This window comes from Kitasatospora sp. NPDC048194, assembly GCF_043202455.1.
Taxonomy (GTDB): Bacteria; Actinomycetota; Actinomycetes; order Streptomycetales; family Streptomycetaceae; genus Kitasatospora.
The window spans coordinates 523,711-549,362 of sequence record NZ_JBIDAK010000001.1 but is presented as its reverse complement, the minus strand read 5'-3'; the positions used below and the strand labels follow the sequence as shown (position 1 = coordinate 549,362).

The following is a 25,652-nucleotide window of genomic DNA, read 5'->3' as shown; positions in this document are numbered from 1 at the left end:
GACGCCCGCCCGCGCGGACGTCGATCACCCTTCCGGGGGCCCCAAATTAGGATGATCGCGCCGGCGGGGGCGAGCAACTTCCCCCGGACGGGCTCCAGTTGCACCCGTCGGAGTGACCCGCCGTCAGCCCGACCGGCCTAGTAGGCCGATGAACGCCACCGGTCGGCAGGTCAGTGGCGGCCGGTCAGTGGTGGCCGGTCACGCCGCCGTTGTCCCGGCGGTCGAGGGCGCGCTGCAGGGCGGCGGCGGCGAAGGGGTTGCGCTCGGCGGCCCGGCGGCGGCGCACGGCGCGGACGGGGGCGGCGGGGGCGGGAGTGGTGCGGCGGTCAGCGGTGGGGGACATACCGGGCTCCTTGGAAGCGGCGCTGCGCGGGGCGAGCGCGAAGGGAGGCTCGACGGGTGCCGCGCGGCACGCCCCGGGCGGGGCGGCGGCGGGCGGCGGTGGGAGCGCGGGGCAGGGGTCGCCTGCCCGGAGGGCGCACGTGCACACGGGCCGCGGACCCTGGCTACAGGTGCGGCACACCGTATGGCTCTTCCACCGTAAGGCCCCGCCCCGGCCGTGTCTGCACGAATACTCGGATTTCCTAGTATCTGAGACGGCGACCGCCGGGGAGCACGCAACAGGGCCCGGACCGCCGTCGGAACGGCGGTCCGGGCCCTGCTGGGCCGTGGGCGTCAGCCCAGGTCGACCGAGCGCGCGAAGCGCGCGCCGATCTCGGCGGCGATGGCCGCCAGCACGTCGTGCGGGATCTCGCTGTCCACCGTGAGGGAGGCGAGCGCGCTGCCGCCGTCCCGGGCGACCTGCATGCCCGCGATGTTGACGCCCGCGTCGCCCAGGTGGCGGCCGAGCACGCCGACCACGCCGGGGCGGTCCTCGTACTTGAAGAAGGCCATGTGGTCGGTGAGCGCCACGTCCACGTCGAAGGCGTCCACGCCGACGATCTTCTGGATCTGCTTCGGACCGGACAGCGTGCCGGAGATCGCGATCTCCTCGCCGTTCGCGAGGGTGCCGCGCACGGTGATCACGTTGCGGTGCTCGGGGCTCTCGCTGGAGGTGGTCAGCCGCACCTCGACGCCGCGCTCCTGGGCGAACAGCGGGGCGTTGACGTAGGACACCGTCTCCGCCACCACGTCCTCGAACACGCCCTTCAGCGCCGACAGTTCGAGCACCTTCACGTCGTGCTGGGTGATCTCGCCGCGGACCTCGACGTCCAGCCGGACGGCCACCTCGCCGGCCAGCGCGGTGAAGATCCGGCCGAGCCTCTCGGCCAGCGGCAGACCCGGCCGCACGTCCTCGGCGATCACGCCGCCCTGGACGTTGACGGCGTCCGGCACCAGCTCACCGGCCAGCGCGAGCCGCACCGACCGGGCGACGGCGATGCCGGCCTTCTCCTGCGCCTCGTCGGTGGAGGCGCCCAGGTGCGGGGTGGCCACCACGTTGTCGAAGGCGAACAGCGGCGAGTCGGTGCACGGCTCCTTGGCGTACACGTCCAGGCCCGCGCCGGCCACCCGGCCCTCGCGCAGGGCGCTGGCGAGCGCCTCCTCGTCCACGATGCCGCCGCGGGCGGCGTTGACGATCCGCACGGTCGGCTTGACCTTGTGCAGCGCCTCGTCGCCGATCAGGCCGATGGTCTCCGGGGTCTTGGGGAGGTGGACGGTGATGAAGTCCGAGACCTCCAGCAGCTCCTCCAGCGAGACCAGCTTGACGCCCATCTGCGCGGCGCGGGCGGCCTGGATGTAGGGGTCGTACGCGACGATCTTCATCCCGAACGCGGACATCCGCTGCGCGACCAGGACGCCGATCCGGCCGAGGCCGACCACGCCGAGGGTCTTCTCGCTCAGCTCCACGCCGGTGTACTTGTTGCGCTTCCACTCGCCGCCCTTGAGCGCCGCGTTGGCCGGGGCGATGTTGCGGGCGACGGAGATCAGCAGGCCGCAGGCCAGCTCCGCGGCGGTGACGATGTTGGAGGTCGGCGCGTTGACGACCATCACGCCGGCCTTGGTGGCGGCGGAGACGTCGACGTTGTCCAGGCCGACGCCGGCCCGGGCCACCACCTTCAGCTTGCGGGCGGCGGCCAGCGCCTCGGCGTCGACCTTGGTGGCGGAGCGGATCAGGATCGCGTCCACGTCGGCGATCGCGGTGAGCAGCTCGGTGCGGTCGGCGCCGTTGCAGTGGCGGATCTCGAAGTCCGGGCCGAGGGCGTCGACGGTGGCGGGCGAAAGCTCTTCGGCGATCAGGACGACGCCGGATTTCACAGTGGTCGCAGTGCTCACGACAGTGTTGTCCTTAACTGTCCGGTTCCCCGGCGCACGTAGGTGGCGTGGAGGGCGGGGAAGGTGGCATGCCGCGTAGGTAGACGCACGACGCTGTGAGCCTGACGCGCACTCGGAGTGTATCGACGGGCCCGGTACCAGGCTGCTCCCGTCCGGCGAAATCACCCGGACGGGAGCAGCCTACTTGTACAAGGAAGTTGCGGAACGGACCGGCCCGGAAAGGGGTCAGGCCTTCTCGTTGACCCAGCTCATCAGCGAGCGCAGCTTCTTGCCGGTGGTCTCCAGCAGGTGGTCCTCGTCGGCCTTCTTGTACTCGTTGTACTTCGGCAGGCCCGCCTTGTACTCGGCGATCCAGGTGTTGGCGAAGGTGCCGTCCTGGATCTCGGCGAGGACCTTCTTCATCTCGGCCTTGGTGGCGTCGGTGATGATGCGCGGGCCGGTGACGTAGTCGCCCCACTCGGCGGTCTCGGAGACCGACCAGCGCATCTTCTCCAGGCCGCCCTCGTACATCAGGTCGACGATCAGCTTCAGCTCGTGCAGGCACTCGAAGTAGGCGATCTCCGGCTGGTAGCCGGCCTCGACCAGGGTCTCGAACCCGGCCTTCACCAGGGCGGCGGTGCCACCGCAGAGGACGGCCTGCTCGCCGAACAGGTCGGTCTCGGTCTCCTCGGTGAAGGTGGTCTTGATGACGCCGGCCTTGGTGGCGCCCAGGCCCTTGGCGTACGACAGCGCCAGGGCGAAGGCGTTGCCCGAGGCGTCCTGCTCGACCGCGACGATCGCGGGGACGCCGCGGCCCTCCTCGTACTGGCGGCGGACCAGGTGGCCCGGGCCCTTCGGGGCGACCATGCAGACGTCGACGTCCGCCGGGGGCTTGATGAAGCCGAAGCGGATGTTCAGGCCGTGGCCGAAGAACAGGGCGTCGCCGGCCTTCAGGTGCGGGGCGATGTCGGCCTCGTAGACGTCGGCCTGGATCGGGTCCGGCACCAGGATCATGATGACGTCGGCCTCGGCCGCCGCCTCGGCGGGGGTGACCACGCGCAGCCCGGCCTCCTCGGCCTTGGCGCGGGACTTGGACTCCGGCTTCAGGCCGACCCGGACGTCGGCGCCGGAGTCGCGCAGGGACAGCGCGTGGGCGTGGCCCTGGCTGCCGTAGCCGATGACCGCGACCTTGCGGCCCTGGATGATGGACAGGTCGGCGTCGTCTTCGTAGAACAGCTCGGCCACGGGGGCACATCTCCTTGCGTGTTGTCGCCTGGTGCGCGGGTCCTACGGTAGGCGCACCGGGCGGGGTGTGGGGTCTTTGCTCGGGGTTTGGGACGGCGCCGTTTACGCGCTGCGGTCGAGGGCGCGCAGTGACCGGTCCGTGATGGAGCGGGCGCCGCGGCCGATGGCGACCAGGCCGGACTGGACCAACTCCTTGATGCCGTACGGCTCCAGCATCCGGAGCATGGCCTCCAGCTTGTCCGAGCTGCCGGTGGCCTCGATCGTCACCGCTTCGGGTGACACGTCGACGGTCTTGGCCCGGAACAGCTGGACGATCTCGACGATCTGCGACCGCGTCTCGTTGTCGGCGCGGACCTTCACCAGGACCAGTTCCCGCTGGATCGCAGCGGACTGGTCGAGTTCGACGATCTTTATCACGTTCACGAGCTTGTTGAGCTGCTTGGTGACCTGTTCCAGCGGGAGGTCCTCGACGTTGACCACGATCGTCATCCGGGACACGTCCGGGTGCTCGGTCGGGCCGACGGCGAGGGAGTCGATGTTGAAGCCCCGACGGGAGAACAGCGAGGCGATGCGGGCGAGCACGCCGGGCTTGTTCTCGACCAGGACGGAGAGGGTGTGCTTGGACATGTGGTTCCTCAGTCGCACAGAGGGTGTCCGGCGTAGCCGGTCCCAAGAAGGGTGGCGGTGGGCGACGGGCGGGTGTCCGGCGTAGCCGGTCCCAAGAAGGGTGGCGGTGGGCGACGGGCGGGTGTCCGGCGTAGCCGGTCCCAAGAAGGGTGGCGGTGGGCGACGGGCGGGCGGCCGGATCAGTCGAGGTCGTCGCCGAAGTCGGGCCGGACGCCCTTGGCGAACTGGATCTCGTCGTTGCTGGTCCCGGCCGCGACCATCGGCCAGACCATGGCGTCCTGGTGGACGATGAAGTCGATGACGACCGGACGGTCGTTGATCTCCATCGCCTGCTTGATGACCGCGTCCAGGTCCTCGGGGCGCTCGCAGCGCAGGCCGACGCAGCCCATCGCCTCGGACAGCAGGACGAAGTCGGGGATCCGGGTGCCCTGGGCCGGCGGCTCGATGCCGTCGTGGTCCGGGCCGGAGTGCAGCACGGTGTTGGAGTAGCGCTGGTTGTAGAACAGCGTCTGCCACTGCCGGACCATGCCCAGCGAACCGTTGTTGATGACCGCGACCTTGATCGGCAGGCCGTTCAGGGCGCAGGTCACGAGTTCCTGGTTGGTCATCTGGAAGCAGCCGTCGCCGTCGATCGCCCAGACCGGCGTGTCCGGGCGGCCGGCCTTGGCGCCCATCGCCGCCGGGACGGCGTAGCCCATGGTGCCGGCGCCGCCGGAGTTGAGCCAGGTGCCGGGCTTCTCGAAACGGATGTACTGCGAGCTCCACATCTGGTGCTGGCCGACGCCCGCGGCGTAGATCGCGTCGGAGCCGACGAGTTGGCCGATCCGCTCGATGACCTGCTGCGGGGAGAGCTCGCCGCCGGGGGCCGGCTCGTAGCCCAGCGGGTAGGTGCGCTTCCACTCGTCGAGCTTCTCCCACCAGTCCGCGTAGTCGCCCTTGTGGCCGGCGTCGAACTCGGCCTGGACGGCGACGATCAGGTCGGCCAGCACCTCGCGGGCGTCGCCGACGATCGGCACGTCCGCCGGGCGGTTCTTGCCGATCTCGGCCGGGTCGATGTCCGCGTGGACGACCTTGGCGTACGGCGCGAAGCTGTCCAGCTTGCCGGTGACCCGGTCGTCGAAGCGGGCGCCCAGGGTGAACAGCAGGTCCGACTTCTGCAGCGCGGTGACGGCCGGGACGGAACCGTGCATGCCGGGCATGCCCAGGTGCTGCGGGTGGCTGTCCGGGAAGGCGCCGAGGGCCATCAGGGTGGTGACGACCGGGGCGCCGGTCAGCTCGGCGAGGATCCGCAGCTCGGCGGTGGCCTGCGCCTTGATCACGCCGCCGCCGACGTAGAGCACCGGGCGCTTCGCGCCGACCAGCAGCTTCGCGGCCTCCCGGATCTGCTTGGCGTGCGGCTTGGTGACCGGGCGGTAGCCCGGCAGCGCGGCCTCGACCGGCCAGCGGAAGGTGGTGGTGGCCTGCAGGGCGTCCTTGGCGATGTCGACCAGGACGGGGCCGGGGCGGCCGGTCGCGGCGATGTGGAAGGCCTCGGCGATCACCCGGGGGATCTCGGCCGGGTCGGTGACCAGGTAGTTGTGCTTGGTGATCGGCATCGTGATGCCGCAGATGTCCGCCTCCTGGAAGGCGTCCGTGCCGATCGCCTTGGAGGACACCTGGCCGGTGATCGCGACCAGCGGGACGGAGTCCATGTAGGCGTCGGCGATCGGGGTGACCAGGTTGGTCGCACCCGGCCCGGAGGTGGCCATGCAGACCCCGACGCGGCCGGTGGCCTGGGCGTAGCCGGTGGCGGCGTGGCCGGCGCCCTGCTCGTGCCGGACCAGGATGTGGCGCACCTTGGTGGAGTCCATCAGCGGGTCGTACGCGGGCAGGATGGCCCCGCCCGGGATGCCGAAGACGGTGTCCGCTCCCACGGCCTCAAGCGAGCGGATGAGCGACTGGGCTCCGGTCATGGTCTCGGCGACGTGCTGGGGCGCGGGAGCGTGGGCGGCCGGGTTGTCCCCGCGGCGGGGGGATGCGGCGTGCTCAGTCATCTGCCTGTCTCTTCTCGGGTTTTGCCGGTCCGGTGCTGCGGGCCCCGGTGCTGCGAGGGTGGGGTCCCGGTCCGGGCCGATCGCCGGCTCTGCCTCAATCGTCCCGCGCGAATCCGACTAATCGGACGTCGTGGGGCGGTCGGGCCAGGGGTCTTGCGGGAGGGGAACAGCGTCAGTGCAACAAAAAACCCCTCGTGCCCAAGGGCATGCGAGGGGTGGCGCGTCGGTCTGTCACGAGCAGGGCGTGCGAGCCCACTCAGCCGACGCGCCCGCCAAGTACGAGAATTCGGGTGCGCATGGCAACGACCATCCTCCTGCCCGGGGTGGCATGTCAAGCAGGTGGGATGACCGTCTCGCCATGCGGACCGAGCCCTGGACCGGCCACGGCCCGGCGTTCCGGCAGGTCACACGCCCCGCGGTGCGGCTGGGGGGCTCCTTGGTGATCTACGCCACGGCCTGCCGGGGCGTCCGGACGGCCACCCGTCCGGGGGTCCGCGGCCGCGTGGCCGCGACGGCCGGGGAGCGGGCCCTGCGGCTTGGGCAGCGGGTAGCCGCGCCGGGCCAGCGCCCGGCGCAGCCGGGTCTCGTCCAGCGACGGCGCGAAGGCCGATCCCTGCGCCTGGCGGCAGCCCAGCTCCTGGAGCGCGTGGAGCTGGCGGGGCAGGTCCACCCCCTCCGCGGCGGTGGTCATCCCGAGGTCCCGGCCGAGCCGCAGTGCGTGCCCGGCCAGGGTTCTGCTGAGCGCGGACTCGCCGAGGCCCTGCACCAGCGAGCGGTCCAGCTTGAGCCCGTCGAAGGGCAGCCTGGCGAGCGCGCCCAGCGAGCCGCTCCCGGCGCCGTAGCCGGCCAGCCAGGTGGACACCCCGAGCCGCCGCAGCGCGGCCAGCCGGCGGCCCAGTTCGTCGGCGAGCCCGTCCGGGCCCATCCGGGCCACCTCGATCACCAGCTCGCCGGCCGGCAGACCGCTGTCGCGCAGCGCCGCGGCCACCGTCTCGTACAGGCCGGGCGAGCACAGCCGCTCGACGGACAGCCGCACCGCCACCGGGACGGGCGCGGTGCCGCCGCGGTCCCGGCCGGACAGGGCCCGCCGGTCGGCGGCCGCCGCCACCGCCTCGTGCACCAGCCAGCGGGAGAACCGGGTGGCCGCGTCGCCGTGCTCGGCCGAGCGCAGGAACTCGGCCGGGGTCAGCAGCAGGCCGCCCGCCGACCGCCAGCGGGCCTGCGCCTCCACGGAGACCACCGTGCCGCTGCCGAGGTCCACCACCGGCTGGTGCAGCAGGGTGAAGCCACCCTCCCGGACGGCGATCCGCAGCCGCTCCTCCAGTTCGGTGCGGCGCTCGAGGTCGGCCCGCATGGCGGGGCTGTAGAGCACCACCCGGCCCTTGCCCTCGGACTTGGCCCGGTACATCGCGAGGTCGGCGTTGCGCATCAGCTCGTCGGCGGCGGCCCTGGGGTCGGCGGCCGGACCCCGCTCGGGGGTGCCGAAGGCGATCCCGATGCTCGCGGCGACGCCGAGTTCGGCGCCGCTGATCCAGTAGGGCGCGGAGAGCGCGACCCGCAGCCGTTCCGCCAGCTCCTGGACCTGGAGCCGGCCGAGCGGTCCGCACACCAGCGCGGCGAACTCGTCGCCGCCGAACCGGGCGACGGTGTCCCCGCTGCGCACCGCGCCCTGCAGCCGGCGGGCGGCCTGCACCAGCAGTTCGTCGCCGACCTGGTGGCCGGCGGAGTCGTTGACCGCCTTGAAGCCGTCCAGGTCGAGGAAGAGCACGGCGATCCCGGCGCCCGTCTCGCCCTGCTGGCCGCGCGCGCCGAGGGCGCCGCGCAGCCGCTGGGTGAACAGCGCCCGGTTGGGCAGGTCGGTGAGCGGGTCGTGGAAGGCGTTGTGCTGGAGCTGGGCCTGGAGCATGACGCGTTCGGTGACGTCCCGGCTGTTGAGCAGCAGGCCGTCCCGGTGCCGGCTGACCGTCGACTCGACGTGCAGCCACTCGCCGGCGCCGGAGCTGATCCGGCACTCCACCCGGGCCGAGGGCTCGGCGGTGCCCGGGGTGCGGTGGGCGGTGAGCCGCACCCGCGCGAGGTAGCGGCGGACCTCGGAGAGCACCCGGTCGACGTCCTCCGGGTGGACGAGGTCCAGCAGGTTGCCGCCGACCAGTTCCTCCGGGTCCCGCCCGTAGACGCCGAGCGCGGCCGGGGAGACGTACGAGAGCACGCCGTTGGCCCCGGCGATCATGATGACGTCGCTGGAGCCCTGCACCAGGGAGCGGAAGTGCGCCTCCTTGTGGGCGAGTTCCTGCGCCAGCGACAGGTTGTCCAGCAGCATCACGCCCTGCCGGAGGATCAGCGCCAGCCCGACGGTGCAGGCGGCCGCGGCCACCACCCGGTCCAGCTGGCGCCCGCCGAGCGCGTTGTAGAGGATCCCTGCGGTGCACACCGCGGCCGCCGCGTACGGGGTGATCGCGCTGAAGGTGGTGGCCACCCGGCGGCGCGGCAGGCCGCCGGCCGAGGGGTGCTCGCGCAGCGGCCGCCGCCAGCGCTGCGACCACGGCGCCCAGGCGAGCAGCAGGCTGCCGGAGAACCAGCCGGCGTCCAGCAGTTCGCCGGAGTGGTAGGTGCTGCGCAGCTGCGGGGAGGTGAACAGGGCGTCGCACAGCACGGTGACGGCGAGGGCCAGCATCGCGGTGTGCACGGCCGCCCGGTTGCCGTCCCGGCCGCCGAAGCGCAGGCCGACGACGAGGCTGACCAGCAGGATGTCCAGCACCGGGTAGGCCAGGCTGAGGGCGATGCGCAGCGGGGAGCCGGCCTCGCCGGCCGCGATCCGGCCGAGCGCCAGGCTCCAGCTGAGGGTGAACAGCGAGCCGGCGATCAGCCAGCCGTCGAGCAGCAGGCAGAGCCAGCCGGCCGCCGAGCGCGGGCGCTGGGCGAGCACCAGGACGCCGGTGATGGCGAGCGGGGCGAACAGCAGGAAGACGTACGCGGCGAGCGAGTCGGGCGGCAGCGCGGTGCGTTCGACCAGCTCGTACCATCCCCAGGTGCCGTTGCCGAAGGCGACGGTGAGCGAGGAGAGGCCGAACAGCAGCCAGGCGGGGCGGGCGTGGCCGCCGACCGTGCAGCCGTACACCAGGCAGGACAGCGCGGCCGCCAGGGCCGCCGCGGCCAGGCCGAAGTCGCCCATGAAGATGGAGAGCTGGCGCGAGCCCCAGCCCGCGGCGGCACCCAGCGCGTAGGCCAGGCAGAGCCCGCCCAGGGCGAGGCCGGGCAGCGTGCGGCTCTCCAGGAGCCGGTGCAGCGGGCCGCGCGCGGCGGGTTCCGGTGGTTCGGGGGCGGACGTGTCGGCGGGCGGTACGTCCGGCCGTCCGGCCCCGGGCAGCACCGTGTCGGTGGAGCTCACTCGGCCTCTCCCCCTCCGGCCCGGGGCCCGGTGCCCCGACCACGGGCCACCGGCCGCGCACATCTCGGCCGTACGCGGTGACCTGGCGCGCCGTCAGGACGGCGGCCCAGGGGGTGAGCGGCCTTCCGGGCGCCGCACCGCACCGATGCTCCCGGTCGGGACCCTACACCAATTCCGTCACTCAACGACACGCGCATTCAACTTAGAGTAATGGCGCGGGGGTGGGTGGGTGCACCGGATTCCGACGGATCGGCTCGGTTGGCGGCGGCGCGCGGGCAGGGGCTCACGCGGCGCGCACGGGAGCACGCGACGGCGCTCGGCCCCCCTGCCCGGCCCGGTCGCCGCCGCTCCGGGCACCTGCGGCGACCTGCGGTTTCAGCGGCCGACCGGGGCCAGATCGTCCGGGAACAGCCGCAGCCGGTGGGCCAGCGCGCCCGCCTCGCCGCGACCGCCCACCCCGAGCTTGCCGAGGATGTTGGACACGTGCACGCTTGCGGTCTTCGGAGAGATGTACAGCTCCTCGGCGATCTGCCGGTTGGTCCAGCCGCGCGCGAGCAATCGGAGCACGTCCCGCTCACGGGGGGTGAGGCCGAAGGACTCCCCCGGAGCCCCGGTCGGCGCGGGTGCGGCGGCCGGCTGTCCCGCGGGGGCCAGGTTCAGCCCGGCCCGCTCGGCCAGGGCGCCGATCCGCGCCCCCAGCACCCGGTCGCTCCGACCGGCCGCCAGTTCGGCCGCCTCGCGCAGCAGTTCGGCCGCCGCCTCGCGCCGCCCGGCGTGCACCTCGGCCTCACCGGCCCGCAGCAGGGCGAGTGCCAGCGGGTACGGCAGCCCGGCCTCCCGCAGCACGGTGACCGCCTCCGCCCACTGCCCGGGCGTGTCCGAGCCCCGGGCGCGGGACAGTTCGGCGTCCAGCAGCCGGGCCCAGCCGTGGTGCAGCGGCACCCGGGGGCGCAGTTCGGCGGCCGCCGCGGCGATCGCGGCCAGCGCCCCGGCCCGCCCCTCCTCGGCCTCCGGCAGGCCGCGGCTGTCCGCCTCCGCCCCGGCGGCTTCCACCAGCAGCGGGTAGACGTCGGCATCGTGGCCGACCCGCCCGTCCCCGGCCAGCGCGGCGAGCAGTTCGGCCCGGGCCTCCAGCGGCCGCCCGCCGTACGCGGCGATCCGCAGCGCCAGCCGGCCGATCGGCACGCTGTGCTGCGCCTGGCCGACCCGGTTGGCCGCCCGGGCCTGCGCCAGCATGGCCGCGGCGGCGGGCAGGTCCCCCTCCAGCAGGGCGAGTTCGCCGCGCAGCCGGTCCAGGAACTCGGCGTGGGTGCCGCTCAGACTGGTCAGCTCGCAGGCGGAGAGCACCTCGGCGGCCTCCTGCGTCCGCCCGAGGTCGAGCAGCGCCTCGACCAGGTTGCCGGTGAGCATCGTGCCGATGTTGCGCAGCAGACCGTTGCCGTCCGCGAAGTCCAGGCCCTCCCGGGCCAGCCGGACGGCCTCCTCGGCCCGGCCCAGCTCGCGCTGCACGCTGGCCAGGTTGTTGAGGCCGCGCAGCAGGAGGTCCGGTACGCCCAGTCCGCGGGCCGCCTCGACCGCCGCGACCAGTTCGGCGAGCCCGCCCTCGGCATCGCCCTGCACGCCGTGGCGCAGGCCGCCGAGGGTCATCCGGGCGTGCACCTCGACCGCGTGCGCGCCGACCTGCCGGGCGATCCCGATCGCCCGCTCGGCCAACGCGATGTGTTCCGGGCCCGCCGTCTTGAGCAGCGCCGTCGCGGCGGCCATCGCGAACACCTCGGCCTGCACGGCGGACGGCGGCAGGTGCTCGACCAGCCGGTGCGCGCGGGCGATCTCCTCGTCGTCCCCGGAGCGGCGCAGGCTTCCCAGCATCCGGGCCCGGTTGATCCGGAACCAGGCCGCGCGCGCCGGGTGCTCGGACTCGTCGACCAGCCGGATCCCGCGCTTGGCCAGGCTCAGGCCGCGCTCGCGGTCCCCGCAGCGCCGGGCCGCGACCACCGCCTCGGCCAGCACGTCGACCAGCTGGATGCGGTCGCAGTCCCCGTCGGCGGGGGCCTGGTCGCAGGCGCCGGGCGGGTAGGTCTCGGCCCAGTCGTACGGGCGCAGGGTGTGCGCCAGCACCTCCTCGGAGACCATGTCCCACAGCTCCAGGGCGCGTTCCAGCATGCCGAGCTGCTCGGCGAAGGCGTTGCGGCGGCGGGCCGCGCGGGCGGCCTCCAGGGCGGTCGGCAGGGCCCGGGCGGGATCGTGCGCCTGGTACCAGTAGTTGGCCAGCCGGGCGGGCAGCGCGTCGCCGGGGACGAGGTGCGGCCGCGCCTCCACGGCGAGCGCGAACTTGCGGTTGATCCGGTGCCGTTCACCGGGCAGCAGGTCGTCCGAGACCGCCTCGCGGACCAGCGCGTGGCGGAACCGGTAGCCGTCGCCCTCGCTGTCCGGGCGCAGGATGTTGGCCCCCACGGCCGCCCGCAGCGCCTCGATCAGCTCCTCCTCGTCGTCCTCCAGCACGGCGGCCAGCAGCGCGTGCTCGACGTGGGAGCCGCCCTCGGCGGCGATCCGCACCACCCGCTGGGCCTCCTCGCAGAGTCCCTCGACCCGGACCAGCAGGATGTCCCGCAGCGAGTCGGTCAGCCCGGCGCCGCAGCCGTCCTGGAAGGCGGTGGCCAGCTCCTCGACGAAGAACGGGTTGCCCTCCGAGCGCCGGTGGATGCGGTCCACCAGCTGGCGGTCGGGGTCGGCGGTGCCGAGGATGCCGGCCAACTGGGCGGCGACCTCCCGGCGGCCGAACCGCTCCAGCTCCAACCGCTGGACGGTGCGCAGCCGTTCGAGCTCGGCGAGGAAGGGCCGCAGCGGGTGGCGGCGGTGCAGGTCGTCGGTGCGGTAGGTGGCGACCAGCAGCACCCGGGAGCGGTGCAGGGTGCGCACCAGGAAGGCCAGCAGCTCGCGGGTGGAGCGGTCGGACCAGTGCAGGTCCTCGACGGCGAGGACGAGGGTGCGCTCCGCGCCGAGCCGTTCGAACAGTCTCGCAGTGTGCTCGAACAGCCGGGCCCGGCCGTACTCGTCGTTGGGTTCGCCGTCCGTCTCGCCGAACTCGGAGAGCAGCCGGGCGAGGTGCCCCTCGCTGCCGGCCGCGGCTGCCTCCAGTTCGGCGCCGAGCGAGCGGTGCAGCCGGCGCAGCGCGGCGGCCAGCGGCGCGTAGGGCAGGCCCTCGGCGCCGACCTCCAGACAGCTGCCGAGCGTGGTGACCGCTCCGGTGCCGCAGGCCCGGTGCAGGAACTCCTCCAGCAGCCGGGTCTTGCCGACGCCCGCCTCGCCGCCGATGAGGACGGCCTGGGGGCTGCCGGTGCCCGCCCGCCGCAGCGCGTCGGTCAGTTCGGTGATCTCGCTGCCGCGGCCGACGAAGACGGGACTGACCGATATCTGCTGCATGGAGGCGAGCATGCCATAGCCGGTGGCGGCGGGAGGAGGGGTTATCTCCCGCCGCGAACGCCCGGAGGGGGAGGCGCTCCCCTGCAGCGCCTCCCCCTCCGGAACTCCCTGGGCACCGCCGCGGTGCCGGTCCGTCAGCACTCGGGCTGACGCACGGGGCGCCGCTGGAAGCGGGCGGCGACCGGACGGCGGCGCCAACGGCTCGCCAGCTTGGCCTCGCGCACCAGGCGCTCGTGCTCGGCGCGGGCCTCGAGCTCGTGGGCCTGCTGCTGGATGATCTCGTACTCGATCACTTCGGTTCCCCCTGTGTGGTCACTGCGTTTCGCTGTCGGGTAAGAGCTTCCTCTCCCAGACGGGGGTGCCGCATCGGGAGCGTGCCGGATCTTCGGGGGCCCGGATGCCTTAGATCAGGCCCGGAGAAAGGTTTGAGGCCCGGCCTCACCCCTATACGGAGGTGAGACCGGGCCTTAGACCTTACTTAGGGGCCTTAGATGCCTTAGTTTCCTTAGGAACGCAGGGCGCACGGCCTAGGCGGAGCCTCAGCCGGAGCCCCGCCGCTCCGGGCGGGCCGGGGGACTACTGCCCTTCCACGCCGAGCCGCTCCAGGATCAGGTCCTTCACGCGGGCGGCGTCCGCCTGCCCGCGGGTGGCCTTCATGACCGCGCCGACCAGCGCGCCCACCGCCTGGACCTTGCCGTCGCGGATCTTGGCCGCGATCGCCTCGTTCTCGGCGATGGCCTGGTCGACGGCCGCGGCGAGCGCGGAGTCGTCCGAGACCACGGCCAGGCCGCGCTTCTCCACGACCTCGTCCGGCTCGCCCTCGCCGGCCAGCACGCCCTCGATGACCTGGCGGGCCAGCTTGTCGTTCAGCTTGCCCTCGCCGACCAGCGCGGCGACCCGGGCGACCTGCGCCGGGGTGATCGGCTGCTCGGTCAGCTCGGTGCCGGTCTCGTTGGCGCGGCGGGCCAACTCGCCCATCCACCACTTGCGGGCCTGGTCGGCCGGGGCACCGGCCGCGATGGTCTCCTGGATCGGCTCCACCGCACCGGCGTTGAGCACCGCCTGCATGTCCTTGTCGGACAGGCCCCACTCGGCCTGCAGCCGGGCCCGGCGCACCCGGGGCAGCTCCGGCAGGGCGGCGCGCAGCTCCTCGACCCACTCGCGGGCGGGGGCCACCGGCACCAGGTCCGGCTCGGGGAAGTAGCGGTAGTCCTCGGCGTTGTCCTTGATCCGGCCCGAGGTGGTGGTGCCGTCGTCCTCGTGGAAGTGGCGGGTCTCCTGGACGATGCTGCCGCCGTCGGAGAGCACCGTCGCGTGCCGCCGGATCTCGTACCGGGCGGCCCGCTCGACGCTGCGCAGCGAGTTGACGTTCTTGGTCTCCGAGCGGGTGCCGAAGGTCTCGGTGCCGTTCGGGCGCAGCGACAGGTTGACGTCGCAGCGCATCTGGCCCTTGTCCATCCGGGCCTCGGAGACGCCCAGCGAGCGGATGACCTCGCGCAGCTCGGCGACGTACGCCTTGGCAACCTCGGGGGCGCGCTCACCGGCGCCGGTGATCGGCTTGGTGACGATCTCGATCAGCGGGATGCCGGCCCGGTTGTAGTCGAGCAGCGAGTGGGTGGCGCCGTGGATGCGGCCGGTCGCGCCACCGACGTGGCTGGACTTGCCGGTGTCCTCCTCCATGTGGGCGCGCTCGATCTCCACGCGGAAGGTCGAGCCGTCCTCCAGCTGCACGTCGAGGTAGCCGTTGAAGGCGATCGGCTCGTCGTACTGCGAGGTCTGGAAGTTCTTGGGCATGTCCGGGTAGAAGTAGTTCTTCCGCGCGAACCGGCACCACTCGGCGATCTCGCAGTTCAGCGCCAGGCCGATCTTGACCGCCGACTCCACGCCCACCGCGTTGACCACCGGCAGGGAGCCCGGCAGGCCCAGGCAGGTCGGGCAGGTCTGGCTGTTCGGCTCGGCGCCCAGCTCGGTCGAGCAACCGCAGAACATCTTGGTCTTGGTACCGAGCTCGACGTGGACCTCAAGGCCCATCACCGGGTCGTACGACGCGAGAGCGTCCTCGTAGGAGACCAGGTTCATGACGCTCACAGCGTCCCTTCTCAATTCTGAAGACTCGGGAGGTACGGGCCCGGCCGCCGCGTCGCGCGGGGCCGGGCCGGGGCACTCGGCTCGGCTCAGCCCAGCAGCACGTCGTCGGAGCCCAGCCGGCGCAGCTCCCGCACCAGCAGGGCGGTGCCGGTGATCAGCGCGGCGGCGCCGACCAGGGCGTTGACCAGCTTGAGGGTGTCGTTCTCCTCGCGGGCCTTCCGGGCGTCCTTGACGATGGAGACCGCGCCGAAGGCGCTCGTGCCGATGGACAGCCAGAGGCCGGGCTTGCTGTGCTTCCAGCCCTTCAGCGAAGCGGACTGGGCCTTGGCCTTCTCGATCTTGCTCACAGTGCCGGTACCTCCTCCAGCAGGGTGTGCCCCCACTTGTCGTTGAGTGCGGCCTCGACGGCGCCGCCCACGCGGTACAGGCGGTCGTCCGCCATCGCGGGTGCGATGATCTGCAGGCCGACCGGGAGATTGTCCTCCGGCGCCAGGCCGACCGGCAGCGACATGGCCGCGTTGCCCGCCAGGTTCGACGGAATCGTGCACAGGTCGGCCAGGTACATCGCCATCGGGTCGTCGGCGCGCTCGCCGATCGGGAAGGCGGTGGTCGGCGTGGTCGGCGAGACCAGCACGTCCACCCCGGCGAAGGCGGCGTCGAAGTCGCGCGAGATCAGCGTGCGGACCTTCTGGGCCGAGCCGTAGTAGGCGTCGTAGTAGCCCGAGGACAGGGCGTAGGTGCCCAGGATGATGCGGCGCTTGACCTCGTCGCCGAAGCCGGCCTCGCGGGTCAGCGCGGTGACCTCCTCGGCCGAACGGGTGCCGTCGTCGCCGACCCGCAGGCCGTAGCGCATGGCGTCGAAGCGGGCCAGGTTGGAGGAGCACTCCGACGGCGCGATCAGGTAGTACGCCGGCAGCGCCAGGGTGAAGGACGGGCAGGAGACCTCGACGACCTCGGCGCCCAGCTCGCGCAGCAGCTCCACCGACTCGTCGAAGCGCTGCATCACGCCGGCCTGGTAGCCCTCGCCGGCGAACTCCTTGACCACGCCGATCCGCATGCCGCGCACGTCGCGCAGCTTGGCGGCCTCGACGACGGCCGGGACGGGCGCGTCGATCGAGGTGGAGTCCAGCGGGTCGTGCCCGGCGATGGCCTCGTGCAGCAGGGCCGCGTCCAGCACGGTGCGGGCGCACGGGCCGCCCTGGTCCAGGCTGCTGGAGAAGGCGACCAGGCCGTAGCGGGACACCGAGCCGTAGGTCGGCTTGACGCCGACGGTGCCGGTGACGGCGCCCGGCTGGCGGATCGAGCCGCCGGTGTCGGTGCCGATCGCCAGCGGGGCCTCGAAGGCGGCCAGCGCGGCGGCCGAACCGCCGCCGGAGCCGCCGGGGATGCGGGTGAGGTCCCACGGGTTGCCGGTCGGGCCGTAGGCGGAGTTCTCGGTGGAGGAGCCCATCGCGAACTCGTCCATGTTGGTCTTGCCGAGGATGACGACGCCGGCGTCCTTGAGACGCGTGGTCAGCGTGGCGTCGTACGGCGGGATCCAGCCCTCGAGCATCTTCGACCCGCACGTGGTCGGGATGCCCTTGGTGGTGAAGACGTCCTTCAGCGCGAGCGGGACACCGGCCAGCGGGCCCAGCTCCGCGCCCTTGGCGCGCTTCTCGTCGACGGCCCGGGCGGCGTTCAGCGCGCCCTCGGTGTCGACGTGCAGGAAGGCGTTGACCTTCTTGTCGACGGCCTCGATGCGGTCCAGGTGCGCCTGGGCGACCTCGACGGCGGACACCTCGCCCCCGGCGATGGCGGCGGCGGTCTCGGCGGCGGTCCACTTGATGATCGAAGTGGGGCTCTGCTCGGTCATCTCGGTCAGTCCTCCCCGAGGATCTGCGGCACACGGAAACGCTGCTCCTCGGCGGCGGGGGCGCCCGACAGCGCCTGCTCCGGCGTGAGCGACGGCCGGACCTCGTCCGCGCGCATGACGTTGGTCAGCGGCAGCGGGTGGGAGGTCGGCGGGACGTCCTGTCCGGCGACCTCGGAAACGCGGGCGACCGCGCCGATGATCACGTCGAGCTGCTCGGCGAAGTGGTCCAGCTCTTCGGGCTTCAGCTCAAGACGCGACAGCCGGGCGAGGTGGGCGACCTCCTCGCGCGTGATGCCAGGCATGCAGCGATCCTCAGGGTGAGTTCTGGTGAGGCCCGGCGATGCCTGCGGCGGTGCCGGGCCCGGGCAGGAGCAGCCGGTTCGGCGCTCCGTCCTCATGGTCTTTGGACCCCATCCTATGGGGCCCGGCCCGGCCACCGGCCAACGAGTGATCCCGGGCCCCGGTCACCCCGGGCACCGCGGCCTCCCGGGGGGCCGCTACTGGGGCCTGGTGCGGGCCCAGTCCGGGCCGCCGGGCGCGTTGACCTCCAGCTGCGCGGCCTGCAGCGGCTGGCTGCACGGCACGGCCCGCAGGCTCGGCGGGAGCGCGGGCGGGAGCGTCGGCGGCAGCACCGGGGGCAGCGTGGCGGGCTGGGCGGCGGGCTGGGCCAGCGGCTGGGCGACCGGCTTGATGACCGACGGGAGCTGCGGCGGGGCGCCGAGGCGCTCCACCGGCGGGGCCGAGGTGGTGCGGTGCACCCGCAGCCAGGCGGTGGCCTGCTCGGCCGGCAGCGCCGCCGACACCAGCCAGCCCTGGACGGCGTCCACGCCCATGCGGTGCAGCCGCTCCCAGGTCTCGTCGTCCTCGACGCCCTCGGCGACCACGGTCAGGCCCAGCGAGTGGGCGAGCTCCACCGAGCAGCGGACCACCGCCGCGTCGTGGTCGTCGGCGACCATCCGGGAGACGAAGGAGCGGTCGATCTTCAGCTCGCCGACCGGCAGGCTGCGCAGCCGCACCAGCGAGGAGTGGCCGGTGCCGAAGTCGTCCAGGGACATGCCGACGCCGTAGCCGCGCAGCTCGGCCAGGGTGTCGGCGGCGCGCCGGGAGTCGTCGAGCAGCAGCCGCTCGGTGATCTCCAGCTGGAGCGCGTGGGCCGGCACCTGGTGGCGGACGAGGTGCCCGGCGACGCGCTGGGCGAAGCCGGGGTTGAGCACGTCGCGCGGCGAGACGTTGACCGCGACCTGCACCTGCAGCCCCTGGTCGCGCCAGTAGGCGAGCTGGCCGACGGCGGCCTCCAGCACGTAGTCGGTGAGCCGGGGCATCAGGCCGCTGGACTCGGCGAGCCCGACGAACTCGTCCGGTGAGACCCTCCCCTGCCCGGGGCGCTCCCAGCGCAGCAGCGCCTCCAGGCCGACCACCCGGCCGTCGAAGGCCACCTTCGGCTGGTAGTGCAGCTGCACCTCGCCGGTCTCCAGGGCCCGGCGCAGGTCCCCGAGCAGGCCGATCCGGTACGGGGTGTCGGCGTCCTGGGTCTCGTCGTACTGGGCGACGCCGCTGCACTCCCGCTGGGCGTGGCCCATCGCCACGTCGGCGCGGCGCAGCAGCGACTCGGCGTCCTGGGCGTCCTGGGGGTAGACGCAGACGCCGGCGCTCGCCTCCAGCACGAGCAGCAGGCCGTCCAGGCGGATCGGCGCGGCGAGTTCGGCGATCAGCGCCTTGGCGACGCGCTCCAGGCTGTCCGGGCAGTTGATGCCGGGCAGCAGGACGGCGAACTCGTCGCCGCCCATCCGGGCCACCAGCGGGCGGCCGCGCCGGTAGTGCCGGGGCAGGCCGACGAAGACGTCGTCGATGGACTCCCGGGTGGCGCCGGCGGTGCCGCCGGAGCGCAGCGCGCGGTGGAGCCGGCGGGCGATGTGAACCAGCAGCCGGTCGCCGGCCGTATGTCCCAGTGTGTCGTTGAGCGACCGGAACCGATCGAGATCGAGCAGGATGAGACCGACGCTGTAGCCGTCCTCCCGTTCGACGATCGCCTCCTGCGCGGCCAGCAGCAGGGCCTGACGGTTGGGCAGGTCCGTCAGGGGGTCCGTCAGCTGGTCGCGGGCGCGGTCCCGGGCGATCCGCCAGGCGGCCACCAGCACCGCCAGCGGCACCGCGAACAGCGGCAGCAGCTCGGGTTCGTACCGGTAGACCAGGACGGCCAGCGGGATGAGCGGCGCCGCACCGGCCAGCAGCACGCCGAGCAGCAGGACCGCACCCGCCACCCCCTGCGGCGGGCGTGTGGGCGCGCCACCGGTCGTACGATCCATAAGCCCTGTCCTCCGTCGGGCCCGCCCCGTCAGGCCGCCTTACGGTGAGGCACCGTGCCGGTACCGACAGCTGTCGGGCATGGAGCGACCCCGAGGAGCCCCGGCTCAGCCGGTGCCCCCACCCCTGCTGACACTCTGTTGCGCTCCAGGGTATGCCGGGGTCCACCCGGTGGGCAGACTTTCGGACAACCGGAAACGCGTTACCGCTCCCGGGAGCCGCACAGTGACACAATGCCCGCTTTCACTGAACGGCACCCGATGACGCAGCATCAGGACGATAACAACACGGTCCGGGAGACCGGTTGCTCGGGGCGGCCCCGCATCAGCCCTCGGCGGGCGCCTCCTGGGGCTCGGCGGCCCGCTCGGGCTCCGGAAGACCCAGGTGGGCCCGGGCGGCCGACGGTCCGTCGGAGAGCAGCACGGCGAAGCCGGCGTCGTCCAGGATCGGCAGCCCCAGCTGAACGGCCTTGTCGTACTTGGACCCTGGGTTGTCACCGGCGACCACGAAGTCGGTCTTCTTCGAAACCGAACCGGTCACCTTCGCTCCGCGCGAGGTCAGCGCCTCCTTGGCGCCGTCCCGGGTGTGCCCGGCCAGCGTGCCGGTCACCACGACGGTGAGGCCCTCCAGCGGGCGCTCCGCCCCCTCCTCGTCCGCGAACTCCTCGGTGAAGCGGACACCGGCGGCCCGCCACTTCTCCAGGATCTCCCGGTGCCAGTCGACCTGGTACCACTCCGCGATCGAGCGGGCGATGGTCGGGCCGACGCCCTCGGCGGCGGCCAGCTCCTCCTCGGTGGCCGAGAAGATCCGGTCCAGGTCGCGGAACTCCCGGGCCAGCACCTGGGCGGCCACCGGGCCGACGTGCCGGATGGACAGCCCGTTGAGGTAGCGCCACAGCGGGCGCTCCTTGGCGTTGGCGAGGTTCTCCAGCAGGACTCCGGTGTTCTTCTTCGCCGCCCCCGTGGTGGTGGCGAAGAAGAACACCTCCTTCTCCTCGCCGGTGACGTCGTCCAGCTTCGGCATGCCGGTCTTCTGGTCGCGCACCAGCACCTTGATCGGCAGCAGCTGCTCCTCCGTCAGCCCGAAGATGTCGCCCTCGTTGCGCACCGGCGGCTCCACCGGCGGCAGCGGCTGGGTCAGCGCGGTGGCCGCGACGTACCCGAGGCCCTCGATGTCCAGGCAGGACCGGCCGCCGAGGAAGGCGATCCGCTCCCGGATCTGGGCCGGGCAGTGCTGCGCGTTCGGGCAGCGCAGGTCGATGTCCCCCTCGGCCATCGGGCGCAGCTCGCTGCCGCACTCCGGGCAGTGCGAGGGCATCACGAACGCCTGCTCGCTGCCGTCCCGCAGGTCCTCCACCGGGCCGAGGATCTCCGGGATCACGTCACCGGCCTTGCGCAGCACCACGGTGTCGCCGAGCAGCACCCCCTTGGCCTTGACGACCTCCTGGTTGTGCAGCGTCGCGTACTGCACCATCGAGCCGGCCACCTTCACCGGCTCGGCCAGCACCGCGTACGGCGTGGCCCGGCCGGTGCGGCCGATGCCGACCTTGATCTCGGCCAGCTTGCCGGTGACCTCCTCCGGCGGGTACTTCCAGGCGATCGCCCAGCGCGGCGACTTGGAGGTGGTGCCCAGCCGGCCCTGCAGGGCGATCTCGTCCACCTTGACCACGACACCGTCGATCTCGTGCTCGACGGAGTGCCGCTGCTCGCCGAAGTGCTTGATGAAGGCCCGCACCTCGTCGAGCGTCCCGACCACCTTGTTGTGCCGGGCCGTCGGCAGGCCCCAGTCGTGCAGCAGCCGGTACGCGTGGGACTGGCAGTCGATGTCGAAGCCCACCCGGGCCCCGATGCCGTGCACCACCATGTGCAGCGGACGGGAGGCGGTGACGTGCGGGTCCTTCTGGCGCAGCGAACCGGCGGCGGCGTTGCGCGGGTTCATGAACAGCCGGATCATCGCCCGGGGCCGCTTGCCCTCCGCGGCCCGCTGCTCGTTCTCCTGGCGGCGGCGCTCGTTCTCCGCCACGAACGAGGCGTTGAGCGCTTCGAAGGCCTCCGTCGGGAAGTAGACCTCGCCGCGGATCTCGACCAGCTCGGGGATGTTGTCGCCCTTGAGCCGGTGCGGGATCTCCTTGATGGTGCGGATGTTGGCGGTGATGTCCTCGCCGACCCGGCCGTCGCCGCGCGTCGCCGCCTGGACCAACTGGCCGTTCTCGTAGGTGAGGTTGACGGCCAGGCCGTCCACCTTGAGCTCGCACAGGTAGTGGTAGTCGATGCCGTGCAGCTCGGTGGCGACCCGCTCGGCCCAGGCGGCGAGTTCGTCGTCGTCCATCGCGTTGTCGAGGCTGAGCAGCCGCTCCCGGTGCTCCACCTCGGCGAACAGCCCGGTGGCGGCGCCGCCGACCTTCTGGCTGGGCGAGTCGGGGGTGACCAGGGCCGGGTGCTCGGCCTCGAGCGCCTCCAGCTCGCGCATCAGGGCGTCGAACTCCGCGTCGCTGATGACCGGCGCGTCCTGCTCGTAGTACCGGGCCCGGTGGTCGGTGATCTCCTGCGCCAGCTCGGCGTGCCGCCTGCGCACCTCCGCCGGGATGTCCTCCCAGCCCTCGACAGCCGTCACCGCAAGCCCTCCTACGCTCTCATTCCGGGTCGTCCACCAGGCTCCGTGCCGCCTTCGCCGCCAGCGACAGCGCCTTGCGCGCGTACGCCGGGGAGGCCCCGGCGAGCCCGCAGGTCGGCGTCACCAGCACGCGGCGGCCCAGCAGCTCCGGGGCGAACCCGAGCCTGCGCCACAAGATCCTGACACCCTGGACACTACCGGCCGGGTCCGACACCTCCTGGTCAGTGGCGGGGACGACACCGGCGAGGATCACCGTGCCGCCCTCGACCGCCTCGCCGAGGTCGTCGTCCTGGCGCTCGGTGAGCAGCGAGAGGTCCAGCGAGATGCCGGCGGCTCCGGCCCGGCGCAGCAGCGGGACGGGCACGTCCGGGGCGCAGCTGTGCACCACCACGGGCGCGTCCAGGCCGCGGATCAGCTCCCGCAGCACCTCCTCGGCGACCTGCCGGTCCACGGCGCGCAGCCGCTGGAAGCCGCTCGCGGTCCGCACCCGGCCCGCGAGGACGGCGGGCAGCGAGGGCTCGTCCAGCTGCAGGACGACCTCCGCGCCGGGGACGCGCTTGCGGACCTCGGCCAGGTGGCGGCGCATGCCCTCGGTGAGCGAGTCGGCGATGTCCCGGCAGGCGCCGTGGTCGGAGAGCGCCTTCTCCCCGTGCTTGAGCTCGACGGCCGCCGCCAGCGTCCACGGCCCGACGGCCTGCACCTTGAGCGCGCCCCGGTAGCCCTGGGTGAACTCCTCCAGGGCGTCCAGGTCCTCGCCGAGCCAGGAGCGGGCGCGCCGGGTGTCCCGGCCGGGGCGGTCGGTGAACCGCCAGCCGGACGGCTCGGTCTGGGCGAACAGCTCGACCAGCAGCCCGGCGCTGCGGCCGATCATGTCGGCGCCGGGGCCGCGCGCGGGGAGTTCGGGCAGGAACGGCAGCAGCTCCAGCGCCCCGGTGGAGGTCCTGGCGGCCTCCCGGGCGTCGGTGCCGGGCAGCGAGCCGACGCCGGTGGCGGCGCCGCGCAGGTCGGGGAAGGGGTGTCCGGTACTCACCCGTCCGAGCCTAGTGCGCGGCGCGCGCCGGTCGGTCAGTGCCCGGGGCGGACGGTGAGGTCGGTGATCTCGGCGTCCCGGGAGGCGTCCAGGGCGGCGAGGACCGCCCTGGCGACGGACTCCGGCTCGATCCACCGGGCGGCGTCGTACTCCCTGCCCTCCTGCTGGTGCACCTTGACCTGCATCGCGGTGGCGGTGCGGCCCGGGTACACCGAGGTGACCCGCACGCCGTTCGCGTGCTCCTCCTGGCGCAGCGCGTCGGCCAGCGCCTTGAGGCCGTGCTTGCTGGCCGCGTACGCCGACCACTCGGCGTGGGCGGTGAGGCCGGCGCCGGAGTTCACGAAGACGACGTGCCCCTTGGCGAGCCTGAGCGAGGGCAGCAGCAGCCGGGTCAGTTCGGCGGGCGCGGTGAGGTTGACGGCGAGCGTCTCCTGCCACGCCTTGACCGAGAGGTCGCCGACCGTGCCCAGCTCGACGACGCCCGCGACGTGCAGCAGCGAGTCCAGCCGGACGGGCGGTTGCTGGTGCCCGAGGGCCCAGGAGAGCCTGCCGGGGTCGCCGAGGTCGCCGACCAGGGTGCGGGCACCGGGGAACCGCTCCCGCAGCTCCGCGGCGCGGCGGGCGTCGCGGGCCAGCAGCCAGAGCTCGTCCCCGCGTTCGGCGAGCAGCCCGGCCAGGACGGCGCCGATGCCCGAGCCGGCGCCGGTGATCAGATGTGCAGCCATGGCCCCGATCCTCTCAGGCCTTGAGCTGCTCGAACACCTCGGCGGGCGTGTCGGCGAAGGTGACCAGTTCGGTGAGCGGCCGCGGCAGGAACCCCTCGGCGTCCATCCGCTCCAGCTGGGTCCGCAGGCCGGTGTAGAAGCCCTCGGTGTCGAGGACGACCACCGGCTTCTCGAACATCCCGTGCTTCTTGAGCTCCAGCACCTCGGTGACCTCGTCCAGGGTGCCGAGGCCGCCCACCAGCACGACGATCGCGTCCGCGCGGGCTGCCAGCTCGGCCTTCCGCTCGGCCAGGTCGAGGGCCATGAAGAGCTCGTCGGCGCCGACGTAGCCCTTGTGCTTCAGCATCTCGACCATGATGCCGACCAGCTTGCCGCCCGCCGCCCTCACCTCGTCGGCGAGCAGGCCCATCAGCCCGGCGTTCGAGCCGCCCCAGACCAGGGTGTGGCCGCCCTCGCCCAGCAGCCGGGCGAACTCGGCGGCCGGGGCGGAGTAGCGGTCGTCGAGCGAGTACGCGGAACAGAAGACGCAGATGTTCATAGTGCCGACCGGTCTATCACGTCCGCCCGCCACCGCTCCCCGGTGCCACCCCCTAAGGTGCTCGGCGTGCGACCTCTCGAGATATCCGACCTGATCACCGCCGTGGACCCGGCCGACGGCCGCCGGCTCCCGGTCCGGCGCGCGGAGGTCCTGCGGCGGCTGCGCGAGAACGGCGACGAACGCGCCGCCCGGATCGTCGCCGGGCTGCCCGCCGACCGGGACGGCGTGCTCGACCCCGACGCCGTGGACCGCCTGCTCGTCAGCGTGCACACCGAACTCCAGCGGCTCAGCGAGGAGCTGAGCATCGGCACCCGGCTGGTCCACCTGCTCGGCCCGCTGTTCACCGCGATCCGCGCGGCCGGTGGGCGGTCCGGCCCGTACCGCCTGGTCGACGTCGGCTGCGGCCTCGGCTACCTCGTCCGCCGGCTGGCCGCCACCGGCGCCCTCGGCCCCGACGTCGAACTCGTCGGCGTCGACCTCAACGCCGCACTGGTCGGCGAGGCGGACCGCCTCGCCCGCGCCGAGCGACTCGACTGCCGCTTCGTCCACGGGAACGCCTTCGACCTGCCGGAGGCCGCGACCGTCTACGTGTCCACCGGCGTCCTGCACCACTTCGGCGCCGACGCGCTGGCCGGGTTCTTCGAGGCCCAGGCCGCCTCCCCGGCCCTCGCGTTCTGCCACCTCGACCTCGCCGCGACCGGCCTCGCGCCCGTCGGCGCGTGGGTCTTCCACCGCGCCCGGATGCGCCACCCGCTGGGCCGCCACGACGGCGTCGCCTCCGCCCGGCGGGCGCACCCCGACGAGGTGCTGCTGCGGGCCGCGTCGGTGCCCGGGATGCGGGCGCTGGTGTACGAGCCGCGCGGGCTGTCCAACCCCTTCTGCACCACGCTGCGGCCGGTCCTCGGGGTACGGCCGTGGCTGGAGGCCTCGCTGCGGGAGGCGCTGGGGCGGCGGGCCTCGCGCCGGCTCGTCGGACCGGAACACCTGGGCGAGGCCGCCCGATGACGCCCGCTGCGCCGCTGCTGCTGCTGGGCCTGGTCGACGCGGCGTTCAGCGGCTTCCGCGCCTACGCCGGACGCGACGCCCGCATCCGCAAGCGCCGGCGCAACCTCCGCTCCGCCGGGCGCGGACTGGCCGTGGGGGCCGTCCTGCTGCTCGCGCCGGCGCTGGCGGCCGTCCTCCTGCTGCTGACGGCCGCCGACCGGGCGCGGGCGTACGCCGCCCTGACCGCCGGCGGCTGGGGCTACCTGCTCCCGCTCGCCGTCTACGCGGCCGTCGTCCTGCTCTCCCTCGCCGCCTACCTCACCCTGCCGTTCCGCGCCGCCACCCTCGCGATGGTCGTCGGCCTCGGCCCGCTCACCCTGCTGCGCCCGCTCGCCGTCGCCGCCGCCTGCGCCGGCGCCCTCCGCAACGGCGGCGTGCCGTCGCTCGTGGTGGGCGCCGTCGCGGGCGCGGCGGTCCTCGGCGTCGAACCCCTGGTGCACCGCCGCTGGTACCGCACGGTGCAGTAAAGGCCCGCTCGCACGGCGGCCC

18 protein-coding genes and 1 pseudogene are annotated in these 25,652 nt (G+C 73.4%); 2 read left to right on the top strand and 17 right to left on the bottom strand.

Annotated elements, in window-relative coordinates:
• Positions 1-184: 184 nt before the first annotated feature.
• From ACGF07_RS02490 to ACGF07_RS02410, 17 genes and pseudogenes are all read right to left on the bottom strand, one after another.
• A complete protein-coding gene (locus ACGF07_RS02490) occupies positions 185-343 on the bottom strand; it encodes a hypothetical protein (protein WP_350744932.1) in 159 nt (52 codons plus the stop codon).
• Between the two features lie 332 nt (positions 344-675).
• On the bottom strand, positions 676-2,256 hold the full coding sequence (serA, locus tag ACGF07_RS02485; protein WP_350744938.1) for a phosphoglycerate dehydrogenase: 1,581 nt from the start codon (positions 2,254-2,256) through the stop codon (positions 676-678).
• A 243-nt stretch (positions 2,257-2,499) separates the two neighbouring features.
• On the bottom strand, positions 2,500-3,498 hold the full coding sequence (gene ilvC / locus ACGF07_RS02480; protein ID WP_097236149.1) for a ketol-acid reductoisomerase: 999 nt from the start codon (positions 3,496-3,498) through the stop codon (positions 2,500-2,502).
• A 102-nt stretch (positions 3,499-3,600) separates the two neighbouring features.
• Positions 3,601-4,125, bottom strand: coding sequence for an acetolactate synthase small subunit (gene ilvN, locus ACGF07_RS02475; protein ID WP_350744929.1), 525 nt, complete (start codon positions 4,123-4,125; stop codon positions 3,601-3,603).
• Between the two features lie 179 nt (positions 4,126-4,304).
• Positions 4,305-6,158 carry an acetolactate synthase large subunit gene (locus ACGF07_RS02470; protein WP_350744927.1) on the bottom strand — a complete coding sequence of 618 codons (1,854 nt, stop codon included), beginning with the start codon at positions 6,156-6,158 and terminating at the stop codon, positions 4,305-4,307.
• A gap of 331 nt (positions 6,159-6,489) precedes the next feature.
• On the bottom strand, positions 6,490-9,546 hold the full coding sequence (locus tag ACGF07_RS02465; RefSeq protein ID WP_392894669.1) for a putative bifunctional diguanylate cyclase/phosphodiesterase: 3,057 nt from the start codon (positions 9,544-9,546) through the stop codon (positions 6,490-6,492).
• Positions 9,547-9,921: 375 nt separating this feature from the next.
• Positions 9,922-12,969 carry a helix-turn-helix transcriptional regulator gene (locus ACGF07_RS02460; RefSeq protein WP_392894668.1) on the bottom strand — a complete coding sequence of 1,016 codons (3,048 nt, stop codon included), beginning with the start codon at positions 12,967-12,969 and terminating at the stop codon, positions 9,922-9,924.
• Positions 12,970-13,103: 134 nt separating this feature from the next.
• Positions 13,104-13,262, bottom strand: a complete 159-nt coding sequence (locus tag ACGF07_RS02455; RefSeq protein WP_392894666.1) for a hypothetical protein — start codon at positions 13,260-13,262, stop codon at positions 13,104-13,106.
• A 283-nt stretch (positions 13,263-13,545) separates the two neighbouring features.
• Complete coding sequence (gene gatB, locus ACGF07_RS02450; protein WP_392894664.1) at positions 13,546-15,057, bottom strand: Asp-tRNA(Asn)/Glu-tRNA(Gln) amidotransferase subunit GatB; 1,512 nt, start codon at positions 15,055-15,057, stop codon at positions 13,546-13,548.
• An 86-nt stretch (positions 15,058-15,143) separates the two neighbouring features.
• Positions 15,144-15,404, bottom strand: coding sequence for a hypothetical protein (locus ACGF07_RS02445; RefSeq protein ID WP_350743202.1), 261 nt, complete (start codon positions 15,402-15,404; stop codon positions 15,144-15,146).
• Positions 15,401-16,909, bottom strand: coding sequence for an Asp-tRNA(Asn)/Glu-tRNA(Gln) amidotransferase subunit GatA (gene gatA / locus ACGF07_RS02440; RefSeq protein ID WP_350743204.1), 1,509 nt, complete (start codon positions 16,907-16,909; stop codon positions 15,401-15,403). The genes ACGF07_RS02445 and gatA overlap by 4 nt, the downstream gene beginning before the upstream one ends.
• 5 nt (positions 16,910-16,914) lie before the next feature.
• Positions 16,915-17,211 carry an Asp-tRNA(Asn)/Glu-tRNA(Gln) amidotransferase subunit GatC gene (gatC, locus tag ACGF07_RS02435; protein WP_030057414.1) on the bottom strand — a complete coding sequence of 99 codons (297 nt, stop codon included), beginning with the start codon at positions 17,209-17,211 and terminating at the stop codon, positions 16,915-16,917.
• Between the two features lie 113 nt (positions 17,212-17,324).
• A pseudogene (locus ACGF07_RS02430) lies at positions 17,325-19,152 on the bottom strand (putative bifunctional diguanylate cyclase/phosphodiesterase); the annotation flags it as partial.
• A 385-nt stretch (positions 19,153-19,537) separates the two neighbouring features.
• The gene (gene ligA, locus ACGF07_RS02425; protein ID WP_392894661.1) at positions 19,538-21,826 is read right to left on the bottom strand and encodes an NAD-dependent DNA ligase LigA; all 2,289 of its coding nucleotides are present in this window, start codon (positions 21,824-21,826) and stop codon (positions 19,538-19,540) included.
• A gap of 19 nt (positions 21,827-21,845) precedes the next feature.
• Positions 21,846-22,856 (bottom strand): methionine synthase, encoded by a 1,011-nt coding sequence (locus ACGF07_RS02420; RefSeq protein ID WP_392894659.1) that lies wholly within the window; start codon positions 22,854-22,856, stop codon positions 21,846-21,848.
• 35 nt (positions 22,857-22,891) lie between these two features.
• Positions 22,892-23,581 carry an SDR family oxidoreductase gene (locus tag ACGF07_RS02415; RefSeq protein ID WP_350743213.1) on the bottom strand — a complete coding sequence of 230 codons (690 nt, stop codon included), beginning with the start codon at positions 23,579-23,581 and terminating at the stop codon, positions 22,892-22,894.
• A 13-nt stretch (positions 23,582-23,594) separates the two neighbouring features.
• The gene (locus tag ACGF07_RS02410) at positions 23,595-24,119 is read right to left on the bottom strand and encodes a TIGR00730 family Rossman fold protein (RefSeq protein WP_350743215.1); all 525 of its coding nucleotides are present in this window, start codon (positions 24,117-24,119) and stop codon (positions 23,595-23,597) included.
• A gap of 66 nt (positions 24,120-24,185) precedes the next feature.
• On the opposite strand from ACGF07_RS02410, the gene ACGF07_RS02405 reads away from it, so the two are divergent.
• Both ACGF07_RS02405 and ACGF07_RS02400 read left to right on the top strand, forming a co-directional pair.
• On the top strand, positions 24,186-25,124 hold the full coding sequence (locus tag ACGF07_RS02405; protein ID WP_392894657.1) for a class I SAM-dependent methyltransferase: 939 nt from the start codon (positions 24,186-24,188) through the stop codon (positions 25,122-25,124).
• Positions 25,121-25,630 (top strand): hypothetical protein, encoded by a 510-nt coding sequence (locus ACGF07_RS02400; protein ID WP_392894656.1) that lies wholly within the window; start codon positions 25,121-25,123, stop codon positions 25,628-25,630. Before ACGF07_RS02405 ends, ACGF07_RS02400 begins: the two co-directional genes overlap by 4 nt.
• Positions 25,631-25,652 lie beyond the last annotated feature (22 nt).

Excerpts from the sequence above, each read along its gene's own strand:
- gatC (WP_030057414.1), bottom strand. The coding sequence starts at position 17,211 with ATGCCTGGCATCACGCGCGAGGAGGTCGCCCACCTCGCCCGGCTGTCG.
- ACGF07_RS02460 (WP_392894668.1), bottom strand. The coding sequence starts at position 12,969 with ATGCAGCAGATATCGGTCAGTCCCGTCTTCGTCGGCCGCGGCAGCGAG.
- gatA (WP_350743204.1), bottom strand. The coding sequence starts at position 16,909 with ATGACCGAGCAGAGCCCCACTTCGATCATCAAGTGGACCGCCGCCGAG.
- ACGF07_RS02415 (WP_350743213.1), bottom strand. The coding sequence starts at position 23,581 with ATGGCTGCACATCTGATCACCGGCGCCGGCTCGGGCATCGGCGCCGTC.
- ACGF07_RS02400 (WP_392894656.1), top strand. The coding sequence starts at position 25,121 with ATGACGCCCGCTGCGCCGCTGCTGCTGCTGGGCCTGGTCGACGCGGCG.
- ACGF07_RS02490 (WP_350744932.1), bottom strand. The coding sequence starts at position 343 with ATGTCCCCCACCGCTGACCGCCGCACCACTCCCGCCCCCGCCGCCCCC.
- ACGF07_RS02470 (WP_350744927.1), bottom strand. The coding sequence starts at position 6,158 with ATGACTGAGCACGCCGCATCCCCCCGCCGCGGGGACAACCCGGCCGCC.
- ilvN (WP_350744929.1), bottom strand. The coding sequence starts at position 4,125 with ATGTCCAAGCACACCCTCTCCGTCCTGGTCGAGAACAAGCCCGGCGTG.
- ACGF07_RS02410 (WP_350743215.1), bottom strand. The coding sequence starts at position 24,119 with ATGAACATCTGCGTCTTCTGTTCCGCGTACTCGCTCGACGACCGCTAC.